We start from the raw sequence: 11298 nt of genomic DNA, 5'->3' as shown, positions 1-11298 counted from the left end.
TCGTACGCCGGGTCAGAAGGTAGGGCCGATTCGTTCATGACCCAAGTCAACCACCAACCACTGACATTCACTCAACATTTAGGGCCCAAATCGACCCCCACAAAAAAGAATCTCAAAAAACTTTTGAGAAAGATTCGAATGCCTCATATTCATACCCGGTCGTGCTCTGCGGATGTATCTTGACCCCAGCACCGGCCACCGTCATCGTCACAGTCGGGGCCATACCCCGGGGAGTGTCGGAGCTGCGGCGTAGAGTTCTGCCCATGATTCAGTCGATAGTTCCGCCCTATCTGTTGGCCCGCATCGCCCAGGCCGGCGAGAGCGCGATGCCCCGTGCTGCCGCTGCTGCCGAACGTGCCTTGGTCAGCGACATACCTCTGCGCGACGCGCGTGAAGCACGCTCGGCCTCACCGCACACAGCCCCAATCAGGGCCGTGCCCAGCTCGCCCACCGCAGGTACGCCCCATAACCTCACCCGAGCGCCTCAGCCCCACCGAACCGTCTTCGATGCCAAGAACAGCGAAGACCTGCCCGGCACGCAGGTACGGGTAGAGGGCGGCCCGGCCCCGGCCGATGCAGCTGCGAACGAGGCATACGATGCCCTCGGCGCCACCTTCGCTCTCTACCAAGAAGCGTTCGGCCGAAACTCCATCGACGACAAAGGGCTGCCGCTCCTCGCCACGGTGCACTACGGGCACGACTACGACAATGCCTACTGGAACGGCGAGCGAATGGTCTTCGGCGATGGCGAAGGCGAGGTGTTCGGGCGGTTCACCGCATCGGTTTCGGTCATCGGCCACGAGCTCACGCACGGTGTCACCCAGTTCACTGCAGGGCTCGCGTACGAGGGCCAATCGGGCGCGCTGAACGAATCGTTCTCCGATGTGATGGGGGCACTGGTCGAACAGCATCTGAAGAAGCAGACGGCGGCCGATGCATCGTGGCTCATCGGAGAGGGCTTGTTCACCGCCGCGGTGAAGGGCAGGGCGTTGCGGTCGATGCTGGCTCCGGGAACAGCGTACGACGATCCGGTGTTGGGCAGAGATCCTCAGCCCGCAGACATGGCGCACTATGTCGAAACGAGCGACGACAACGGCGGCGTTCATCTCAATTCGGGCATCCCGAACCGGGCCTTCGCGATTGCGTCGACGACTCTGGGCGGTTTCGCTTGGCTGAGTGCCGGGCAGGTCTGGTTCGACACCATCACCGGGCCGCTTTCACCAACTGCCGATTTTGCCGAGTTCGCAGCGGCCACCGTCACGGCCTCGACGAAACGTTTCGGCGCCGACTCGACCGAGACGAGTGCTGTTAGCGCCGCCTGGGCGAAAGTGGGAGTCTTGAGGGGTGATTCCGCCCACTGACCCGCAACCCACGTTGACGGTCATCGTCGTGCGCTCGGGCGGGTTCGCGGGACTGAAGCATAGCTGGCAGGCCTCCCCCAGCACCGAAGACGAGTCTGCCCGTTGGTTGAGCCTGTTGGGCGAGCTTCCCTGGTCGACACAGGCACCGGATGCCCGGCCGGCCGCCATCGAACCAGACCGTTTCGTCTACCGAATCCGCGTGCTGTTGAACGCTCAGGTCGAGCACGAGGCGACGGTACCCGAGAACGCTCTGACCGGGCCATGGCGCACCCTCGTAGAGAGCGTGCGCGACGCGGCAGACAACCCGACGCCAGCGCAGAACCCAGGCACCGACGCTTAGAGTAAAGGTGGGGCTTGCCCCACCGACCCGATGCGCCATCTTCTACCAGCAAACGGAGAATTGATCACTGTGCTACCTCTGAAACTCGGTTACAAGGCCTCTGCCGAACAGTTCGCACCGCGCGAACTCATCGAACTTGCGGTGTCAGCCGAAGAGCACGGCTTTGAGAGCGTTGTGGTCAGTGACCACTTTCAACCGTGGCGGCACACCGGCGGTCATGCCCCGTTCTCTCTGGCGTGGATGACGGCGGTCGGCGAGCGCACCTCAAAGGTTCAGATCGGCACCTCGGTGATGACGCCGACGTTCCGCTACAACCCGGCCGTTCTGGCGCAGGCCTTCGCCACGCTGGGTTGCCTCTACCCGGGGCGCATCATGCTGGGTGTCGGCACGGGCGAAGCGCTCAACGAGATCGCCACGGGGTTCCGCGGCGCGGGCGCGCAAGACTGGCCCGAGTTCAAAGAGCGCTACGCGCGGCTGCGCGAGGCGGTCGACCTGATGCGAGCACTCTGGAGCGAAGACCGCGTGAACTTCGATGGCGAGTACTACAGCACGCATGACGCGAGCATCTACGATCGGCCCGAGGGGGGCATCCCGGTGTACATCGCCGCCGGCGGCCCACTGGTGGCGGGCTACGCCGGCCGCGCGGGTGATGGCTTCATCTGCACCTCGGGCAAGGGCATGGATCTCTACACCGAGAAGCTACTGCCGGCCGTCGAGGCGGGCGCCGAGAAGGTCGGCCGTGATGCGTCGAGCATCGACCGGATGATCGAGATCAAGCTCTCATACGACACCGACCCGGCCGCCGCCCTCGAGAACACCCGTTTCTGGGCACCGTTGTCGCTCTCGGCTGAGCAGAAGCACGACCTCACGGATCCGATCGAGATGGAGAATGCGGCTGACGCCCTGCCCATCGAGCAGGTCGCCACGCGCTGGATCGTTGGCTCCGACCCCGATGAGACTGTCGCGAAGATCAACGAGTACGTGGCCGCAGGCTTCAACCACCTCGTGTTCCACGCCCCTGGCAGCGACCAACGCCGCTTCCTCGCCGACTTCGAGCGAGACCTGGCACCGCGGCTGCGCGCCTGACCGCTGACACAGAAGTCGTCGCTGACACAGAAGCTGCCGCTGCCGCGCAGAATTCACCCATTCGGGAACGAATCCTGTGCGTCAGGGGTTGAGAAGAGCATGTCACTTGCTCTCTCGATTCTTGATCTCGCACCCATCGCCGCCGGTGAAACCGCGCGCGAAACCTTCGCCGCGAGTGTGACCCTCGCCCAGCACGCCGAGAAGCACGGCTACACGCGCGTCTGGTACGCCGAGCACCACAACATGGCCACGATCGCCTCGAGCGCGACGAGCGTGCTCATCGGCCACGTCGCCGCGCAGACCTCCACCATTCGCCTGGGCTCCGGCGGCATCATGCTGCCGAATCACGCTCCTCTCGCCATCGCCGAGCAGTTCGGCACCCTCGAGACGCTGTATCCGGGCCGCATCGACCTCGGCCTCGGGCGCGCTCCGGGCAGTGATCAGCTCACCATGCGGGCGATGCGCCGCGACGCAACGTCTGCCGACACGTTTCCTCAAGACGTTCTCGAGCTGCAGGGGTATCTGAACGGTGAGTCGGTGATCGAGGGCGTGCAGGCAGTGCCCCGGGCATCCACTCGCGTGCCCCTGTACATTCTCGGCTCGTCGTTGTTCGGTGCGCAGCTGGCCGCGGCCCTCGGCCTGCCGTACGCTTTCGCGTCGCATTTCTCACCGGATGCCCTGCACGAAGCCGTGGCGGTCTACCGCCGTGAGTTCGTTGCCTCCGAACAGCTCGACACGCCGTACGTCATCGCCGGTGCAAATGTCATCGCGGCCGACGACCCGGCCGATGCCCAGCGCCAGTTCGACGTCACCCGCCGGGCCAGGGTTCGCGGAATGCTTTCGCGCGGCCCTGCCACGCCCGACTACAGCGACGAGCAGATCGACGTTTTTCTCACGACGCCCAATGGCCGCCAGATTGCGAACATGATGCGGTACTCGGCAGCGGGCACGGCAGACGACGTGCGCGTCTTTCTCGAGAACTTCGCGTCGTCGATCGATGCCGACGAGCTCATCGTCGCCCACCAGTCGCCCACGATTGCCGACCGCCTGCGCTCCGTCGAGTTGACCGCGGGGGCACTGCTCGGAGCAGCCGTCTGAGCAGAACCTCGGGTCTGAGCGCCGTCAGGAGTCCGGGCGCCGTCAGGAGCCTGAACACCGTCAGCGGTCTGTCGAGGCTTACGGATGCCCTGACTCTGGCTGAATCCACATGGTCAACCCTGACTGCTTCAGCCGCTCGACGGTGTCGTCAGCCGTAGCCGGCCGCCCGTAGAGGTAGCCCTGCGCGTGCTGGATTCCCAGATCGAGCAGGGTCTGGTGGCCGATCTGTGTCTCGACCCCTTCGACAATGGTCTGCATCTCGAGGTCGGTCACCAGGTCGGCCACCGAGCTCAGAATGATCTTGTGACGGTTGTTGCCTTCGTCGGCGAGAAACACTTTGTCGATTTTGACCGTGTGAAGCGGAAGACTCAGCAGGGCAGCCGCGGTCGCATGGTCTTGGCCGTAGTCGTCGAGAGCGAAGTCGATACCGTCGCGGGTGAGTGCCGTCATGTGGGCGAGCGACGCGGCGTCGAGGTCGGCGATCGATGCTTCGGTGAACTCGAGCCGCAGTTTCACTGAGGGGTGAGTACTCTGCATCAGTTTGATGTGCTCGATGAGTTTGATCGAGGCAATCTGGGGCGCTTCGATGTTCACGTGCAGAGTGTCGGCGTGAGGCTGAATCGCAAGAAACGATTCCATTGCCTCGTAGGCCTCGCTGATGATGTCCATCGTCAGGGCATCGAGCAGACCGTGCTCGCGGGCCTCGGTGATGAGCATCGGCGGGCTGACGTTCACACCGTCGGGCGTCACCAGGCGAGCGAGTGCCTCGTAGCCGACGATGGTCTCTGAGTCGAGTTTCACGATGGGCTGGTAGACCACGAATACGGAGTGGTTCTCGATACCGGCCAGGATGTCTCCCGGGTAGAGCGTTGGAGGAGCTGGCTGGCCGTACGCGTCGAATCCGACGAGTGGTCGAGGCGGCAGCATGCCGTGCATACGCACAGTGTTGCGGCCCGCCTTTTTAGCGGTGTAGAGCACGCGGTCGGCAAGCTCGAACAGGGCCGAGATGTCGCTGGCCGTCGCGCCGGCGCCCACTGCCCCGCCGATGCTCACGGTCACTCGCGGTTCGACCGTCGGCTCAGCGAGCTGGCGGCGCAGGCGCTCCGCCAGCTGGGCGAGCTCGTCGGCGGCGGCCACGACCGCGAAGATGGCGAACTCTTCTCCGCCGGTACGAACAGCGAGGTCGTTCTCTCGAATCGTCGCCTTGAGCGCCAGAGCCGTGCGCTGCAGAACCTGGTCGCCGGTGCGGTGCCCGAGTCTGTCATTGACGGTCTTGAAGTGATCGAGGTCGAGAACGAGGCAACCCAGCAGCCGGCCGGTGCTCCGAGCAAGCGCATCGAGCCGCGGTACTTCGAGTTCCATCCCCCGCCGGTTCAGAAGGCCTGTCAGCGGATCAGTGTGCGCCAGCGTGATTGCATCGTCGCGAGCGAGTTCGAGAAACTGGCGCAGCCTGATGATGAGAAACACACCCGTGACGACGAGGCCCAGGTAGATCAACGCAGGGGCAATGGGCGTCGAACTTCGAAGCGCCATCACCACCAGGGCAAGCACGGTACCCACGACCCCGATCACGGTGCCGGCGCGGTATTCGTCGAGCGCGATCGCCGACATGGTGAGCCCGAGCAGCGAGAACGACGCAATGACGGCCAGGTCTGACGAGGTGACAACCAGAGCCACGAGAGACACAGCGAACATGGCGGCCACGATGAGCACGCGCCCGGGAATGTGAGAGGTGAGGTCTTGTTTTCGCACCTGGAATGACACGATGAGCGAAACCAGGCCAATGGCACCGAGTACGAGCCGCACCCAGTCGGGCTGAATGTCGACGAACAGAGCAAAAAAACCGTACCGAACGCCGGTTTCGATGGCCAGAATCTGCACCACGCGTGACCGAAAAGCGAATTGGGCCCTGTCTGTGGTGTCGCTCACGATAGTGCCCTCACCTGTCGACCCGATGCAACTGCCCGCGATACAGCACTTGCTCTGTCACCACGGTATCGGTTCGTCGTCATGCACGCGATATTGCGGCTTCACTGCAGCAGATTTCTAGCGGAGACTTGACAAATGCCAGAGTTGCCAGAAGTTCACGCCCTCGTCGCCGACCTCGGTGCCCGCCTCATCGGGCGTACCGTAGACCGCGTCGACATTCTGTCGTTCGCGGCGCTGAAGACGTTCGATCCGCCGGTCTCGGCCCTCTCCGGGCACACCGTCGGCGAGGTCTCCCGACACGGAAAATTTCTCGATCTGCGCATCGGCGACCTCCATCTGGTCATCCATCTCGCCAAGGCCGGCTGGATGCGCTGGCGCGACACTCCCCCGCCACCACCCAGCGGCCGCCCGGGCAAATCGGCGCTCGCTGCGCGACTCGTGCTCGATGACGGCACCGGGTTCGACATCACCGAGGCGGGCACAAAGAAGAGCCTCTCGATCTCGGTCGTGCGCGAGGTGGTTGACGTACCCGCAATCACGCGCCTGGGACCCGACCCGCTCGACCCCGGATTCACGCTGCCGGTGTTCGCGGGCATCCTGAGCCGTGCCGGGCGGTCGCAGATCAAGGGTGTGCTGCGCAACCAGTCCGTCATCGCGGGCATTGGTAACGCCTATTCCGACGAGATACTGCACACTGCCAAGATGTCGCCGTTCAAGCCCGCAATGATGAGCGACGACGAGGTGGCCCGGCTGTTCGACGTGCTGCAGTCGACGCTTCGTGGCGCGATCGCCAGGGCCGACGGGTTGGGTGCCGCCGACCTCAAACGGGAGAAGAAGGTGGGTATGCAGGTGCATGGTCGCACGGGTGAGGCGTGCCCGGTGTGTGGTGACACCGTTCGCCAGGTGATCTTCGCCGACTCGACCCTGCAGTACTGCCCGACATGCCAGACCGGCGGCAAACTGCTTGCCGACCGGGTGCTGTCTCGGCTGCTGAAATGACCAGCCGAAGAGGGTGAGTGCCGCCGGAGAACCCTGCCTGCGATTTCCTGTTCCGTCAGCCCGGACAGGAAATCGCTTGGCTCGTCGAACGTTGTGATCGGCGCTTTTTCAGAGAAGGCCTCGAGTTATCAAAGAATCAGAGACGCTCTCCACTGTGCTGCGAATCAGAAGAGTTCGAGGTAAAGCCTCGGCGTGGGTTGAACAGGGAGCAGATATGCCACCCCATGCTGCTTCCGCGTAAGCGGTCAAGCTCGCGTCGAAAACAGTACCACACTTCACGGCGCACCGTGCAATCGCAGCGCGCGTTCGAGTGTGCCGTTGCCCCAGAGGCGTTCGCCGTCGGGGTGGTCGCTGACCCGGGTGAGGGTGTTCCAGCTGTCGAAGAGGGCCGCGCGGGCATCCGTCGGCGCCGTGACCAGCAGGTACGCGCCCCTGGCCGTCAGTGTGCCCAGCAGGCTCTTGAGCTCGCGGTCGGTCAGGGCATCCGGCGCCGCGGTCGTGTCGACGAGAACGAGGTCTTCGTCTCGTATCTGCGGCACGAGCTCGAAGGCCGGTACCGACGACAGCCGCACATCTCTGTCGGCCAGCAGCCCGGCCAGCGCCCGCAGATTCGCCTCGTCGAATGCCACCGGCGCCTGACCGAACGACGCCGTCGACAGGCCGCTCTCATCGACCGGGTAGCCCCCGCCAGGGTTCGTTGCCGTGAGGTACACGAAGCGGGCGGCCCGCTCGATGAGAGTCTTCTGAGGCAGTTCACCCTCGGCATCCCACCTCCGTACGGCCGCAAAATGGCCCGCGCTGTGCAGGGCGCGGTGCTCCCTCATGAGCGCGATGAGGGCCTTGCTCTCGTATTGCACTGCCAGCCAGACGTCGACGACGTGTTCTGACGGGCTGTTGAGGGTGAACGAGGCTTCCGGATGCCCCTGCATCAGTGCGATCGCCGACGCGCCGCTGCCCAGAAAGGGCTCCACGTACCCACCGAACCACTCGGGCGAAGAAGGCACCACAAAGTCAGCCACTCGCCGCTTGCCCCCGAAGAGATAGGGCGGATTGATGCGTTTGACGCCGGAGCTCATGGTTTCACTCTACGAACTGCGGTCAACGCATCACCCCTTGGGATATCGCAACATTCTTCACGCCTCGTGTCCGAGTGCTGCTGACAATTTCGTCATAATCGCACCAAGTTGACGCACCTGCGCGGGAGTGATCTGATCGAAGACGAGGTGGCGAACGCGGGCGACGTGACCCGGAGCGGTAGCGCTCACCTTTTCGACACCGAGCCTGGTGAGCGTGGCGAGAGTAGAGCGTCCGTCAGTGGGATCAGGACGGCGAACGACCCAACCATTCCGGTCGAGCCTGTCGATAACCTTCGAAAGGCGCGGAAGCGTGCTGTTTGCCACTCGAGCCAATTCACTCATCCGCATGGTCTTTTCTGCCCGCATGCTGAGTGCGGCCATGACGCCATACTCGAAATTACTGAGGCCTGCGTCGGCTTGCAGTTGTTGATCTAGCGCCGCTGGTAAGCGCATTGCTGTTGAGAGGAGTGGTATCCATGCTGCAGCCTCCAGGTCGGTCAACCATCGGGTTTCACCTTTTTGCATTCTTCTAGTCTAAGTGAAAACACCCGCCTTTTACTTGACAAGGCAACAAACAAGCTCGATGATATTACTTGCCCGTTCAACCAATAGGTACTCGAGCTATTTGCTCGGGTCTTTTAACCATCTCGTTTATGAAACAGCGGAGTTCCCTCATGCTCATTGTCTTTTGGATAGTCGCCGCCCTGGCTGCTCTCGCCTTTCTCGCCGCAGGTTTCATGAAACTGTTTCGTCCCGCACCTGCACTGAAGCACGCCGGAATGGGTTGGGTCGATGATTTCGCCCCTCCCGTTGTGAAGCTGATCGGCCTCGCCGAAGTGGTTGGCGCTCTTGGGCTCGTACTCCCACCGCTGACGGGAATAGCGGCCGTGCTGAGTCCGATAGCAGGTCTTTGCCTCGTTGCCCTTATGTTCGGTGCGATTGTCGTCCACATTCGTCGCCACGAATCTGTTGTCGCTCCGATCGTGCTCGCCATCGTTGCGTTAGCAACCGCCATCCTTGGCTTCATCGTGGTTGTCCGTTAGCCCGACACAGGAACGCCTCTCGCCTGTCGAGTGGGTGGGGCACGGGCATCCGGCCGTCTTCGTGACGACCTCGGTTGACGAACGGCTCACAAAGTTCATCAACCGAGCGACGGCGGGTGACCGTTCCCGTGCGCGTACGCCTTCATCCAGCGCCGCCGGGCCACCGCCATAACGAGCAGAAGCACGCCGAAGCCGGCGAAGATGATGAAGAGCCCCACCGCGAGCGCGATGGTCACACCCGAGGCATCGGCCAGAAGCAGGGCAGCGAACAGTATGCCCGCCACAATGAGCAGCGTGCCCGTCACCGCCTCGCTGGCTGGGCTCTTCAGGGTAATTTTGAACCGGCCCGCTGGGTCGTTCTTGCTCATCCAGGCGAAGGGCTCAGGCGGAACAGGTGGCGACGGCACGCTCGGGGGCACACTCATGCGCCGGGCAACCGAACGAATTCGGCGAGCCTACCGACGAGCTCAGCGGTGCCGACGTCATCGCCCGCGTCGCCGATGAAACTGTTCGGATCGGTGTTGCTCGGCACATCGGCGACCTGCCAGGCCTGCGGTTCAGCAGGTCGCCCTTCGGCCGCGCGAACAAACAGATGGTTCTTGGCCGAACCGGCTGTCTCTGTGCCCAGGTACGCCGTACCCAGAGGGCGACGGGCCCGGTTGCTCTCGATGAGCTGCGCGAGAACTGCGCTGTCCGCCGCTGCGGGGTCTTTCACCACCATGACCCACGTACTCATCGCGGCGGGCTGCAGGAAGACCGAGAGGGCGGGTGACTGAAGATACAGTGCCGCCTCGGTTCCGTCATCGTTCACCAGGGCGATCTCTGTCCAGCGCACGGCCGTCTGCAGAACCGCCGTCAACAGACGCACGGCACCCGAAGCGATGAGAACGTCTCCTTCAATGCTCAGTTCGCCGCGTGCCAGCAGGCTCGAGGCGCCCAGCGCCGCGATCTGGTCGGTGAGAAATGCTTCGTCGATCTGCAGAAACGCAACGGCCTGCTGCCGTTGCACCCCGTCGGTGAGCGAGACGGCGTAGGCGACCTCGGCCGCACCGAAGGTCGCGGTGTCGCCCTCTGGCGCGGCGGAGGGCGCCTCTCGGGGGGTGTGCCACGCGGTCGTGGTGTTCGTCATGGGCTGCTGCTCCGTTCGTGGTCGTGCGGGTTCATTGGGGTGCACGTTCGTGATCGTCTTCATCCGAACGGCCAGAATTTCTTCGCCGTCTCGGCCACGCCGTCAGCGAAATCTTCGGCACCGTGGGCCACCGCCTCGGCCCCTGCACCGATGGCCTCCCCCGTGGCGTGAGCCGCTGTGCCGATGGCCTCCCCCGTGGCATCCGCTGCATCGTGAAAGACGGGCACATTGTCGTAGAGCGCCGCCCCGAGGGCCATGCCGCCCGACGCGAGACCGAGCGCGAGGTCAGCCGGCGGCGGTGTGACGAGGGCCGCGATTCCGAGCCCCGCCGCTACACCGTCGTACCCTGCCCTCCCATAGTCTTTCTTTGCAATGTCGGTTCCCACGCTGACCACGCCGAGCACCGCTCCGACGGGGCCGAGCACCTTGCCAGCCGAACCGAGAAACTCGGCGGCCGACCCCACCTTGCCTGCGAGCGCGCTGTCGCCGAGCACGTTGCTGAGTCCCTGCGTCAGCTCGCCCCAATTCTCGCCGCTGAGAAAATCGTTCAGTGAATTGAACCCCGAGGCGAACTTGTTGAAGTTCAACGCCCCCTGCAGCGAGCTGAATTCGCCGCCCAGCCGCAGCTGGGTGAGGCTGTTGAACAGATCGACGACAGCGAGGTCGTTGAACACGCCTCCGGTTGCCAATAGCCCAGGGTTCGTCAGAAGGTCTTTCAGCAAGCTGTTCTGCGTGGGGCTGAGCCCCGGCACGGGGGCCGTGCCCCCACCCGCGCCCCCCGCACCCGAATCTGACCCCGGCCATCCACCCGCCCCACCATTCGAACCACCCGGCAGGCCGGATGCCCCGTCTGCGGCACTCGCATTCTCCTGTTGGGCGGCGTTCTGCACGAGCGCTGTCGCGGCAGCAGAGAGAATCGAATTCGCACCCAGTAGCGAGCTTCGGTGGGTGGTGTTCCAACGCTGCCGAAACCCCTCGGCGTCGGGGCCCTTCCAGGCTTCAGTCGTGTTGATCTGCACGGTCAACGTGCTCAGAACGTTCGCCAACTGCGCCGCCGTGGCGCTCATATCTTTCGCCAGAGCGCGCAGTTCACCTGCGTCTGCTCCCCATACCCCTGACGTCATCGCTGCCGCTCTCCCCTGGTGTCGCTTCGTCACTCCACCCTAACCCTGTGAGTTCTGTCTCCACAGGCCTCTCAGGAGTAGCCTTTGTGGCACCGAGTGCATCAAAGGCAAGC

12 protein-coding genes are annotated in these 11298 nt (G+C 63.8%); 6 read left to right on the top strand and 6 right to left on the bottom strand.

The window, feature by feature from the left end; genetic code table 11:
• The first annotated feature begins 263 nt into the window (after positions 1–263).
• The 4 genes from QN358_RS15030 (at position 264) to QN358_RS15015 (ending at position 3885) form a co-directional block, all read left to right on the top strand.
• Positions 264–1361, top strand: a complete 1098-nt coding sequence (locus QN358_RS15030) for a M4 family metallopeptidase (RefSeq protein WP_136643357.1) — start codon at positions 264–266, stop codon at positions 1359–1361.
• Positions 1345–1701, top strand: a complete 357-nt coding sequence (locus QN358_RS15025; protein WP_323512835.1) for a protealysin inhibitor emfourin — start codon at positions 1345–1347, stop codon at positions 1699–1701. The genes QN358_RS15030 and QN358_RS15025 overlap by 17 nt, the downstream gene beginning before the upstream one ends.
• A 69-nt stretch (positions 1702–1770) precedes the next feature.
• Entirely contained in the window at positions 1771–2787 is a 1017-nt protein-coding gene (gene fgd / locus QN358_RS15020) for a glucose-6-phosphate dehydrogenase (coenzyme-F420) (protein ID WP_201799347.1), read from the top strand.
• Between the two features lie 99 nt (positions 2788–2886).
• Positions 2887–3885, top strand: a complete 999-nt coding sequence (locus QN358_RS15015; RefSeq protein ID WP_136643354.1) for an LLM class flavin-dependent oxidoreductase — start codon at positions 2887–2889, stop codon at positions 3883–3885.
• 78 nt (positions 3886–3963) lie between these two features.
• On the opposite strand, the gene QN358_RS15010 is transcribed toward QN358_RS15015, so the two are convergent.
• Positions 3964–5814 (bottom strand): EAL domain-containing protein, encoded by a 1851-nt coding sequence (locus tag QN358_RS15010; RefSeq protein WP_136643353.1) that lies wholly within the window; start codon positions 5812–5814, stop codon positions 3964–3966.
• Between the two features lie 135 nt (positions 5815–5949).
• Here QN358_RS15010 and QN358_RS15005 point away from each other — a divergent pair, with 135 nt between their 5' ends.
• Entirely contained in the window at positions 5950–6813 is an 864-nt protein-coding gene (locus QN358_RS15005; protein ID WP_136643352.1) for an Fpg/Nei family DNA glycosylase, read from the top strand.
• A gap of 275 nt (positions 6814–7088) precedes the next feature.
• Here the strand turns inward: QN358_RS15005 and QN358_RS15000 are convergent, their stop codons facing one another.
• Together QN358_RS15000 and QN358_RS14995 are read right to left on the bottom strand one after the other, a co-directional pair.
• On the bottom strand, positions 7089–7889 hold the full coding sequence (locus QN358_RS15000; protein WP_136643351.1) for a DNA adenine methylase: 801 nt from the start codon (positions 7887–7889) through the stop codon (positions 7089–7091).
• Between the two features lie 57 nt (positions 7890–7946).
• Entirely contained in the window at positions 7947–8414 is a 468-nt protein-coding gene (locus QN358_RS14995) for a MarR family winged helix-turn-helix transcriptional regulator (RefSeq protein ID WP_136643350.1), read from the bottom strand.
• Positions 8415–8563: 149 nt separating this feature from the next.
• Between QN358_RS14995 and QN358_RS14990 the strand changes: the two genes are divergently transcribed.
• The gene (locus QN358_RS14990) at positions 8564–8932 is read left to right on the top strand and encodes a DoxX family protein (protein ID WP_136643349.1); all 369 of its coding nucleotides are present in this window, start codon (positions 8564–8566) and stop codon (positions 8930–8932) included.
• Between the two features lie 98 nt (positions 8933–9030).
• Here the strand turns inward: QN358_RS14990 and QN358_RS14985 are convergent, their stop codons facing one another.
• The 3 genes from QN358_RS14985 to QN358_RS14975 are packed head-to-tail and all read right to left on the bottom strand — an operon-like array spanning position 9031 to position 11185.
• Positions 9031–9339, bottom strand: coding sequence for a hypothetical protein (locus QN358_RS14985; protein ID WP_136643348.1), 309 nt, complete (start codon positions 9337–9339; stop codon positions 9031–9033).
• 14 nt (positions 9340–9353) lie between these two features.
• Positions 9354–10061 (bottom strand): hypothetical protein, encoded by a 708-nt coding sequence (locus QN358_RS14980; protein WP_136643347.1) that lies wholly within the window; start codon positions 10059–10061, stop codon positions 9354–9356.
• Between the two features lie 59 nt (positions 10062–10120).
• Positions 10121–11185: a hypothetical protein gene (locus QN358_RS14975; protein ID WP_323512833.1), complete on the bottom strand. Its 1065-nt coding sequence runs from the start codon at positions 11183–11185 to the stop codon at positions 10121–10123.
• Between the last annotated feature and the right edge of the window lie 113 nt (positions 11186–11298).

The organism is Subtercola sp. RTI3, assembly GCF_035018625.1.
Lineage (GTDB): Bacteria > Actinomycetota > Actinomycetes > Actinomycetales > Microbacteriaceae > Subtercola > Subtercola vilae.
This window is presented reverse-complemented; position numbering and strand designations above follow the sequence as displayed.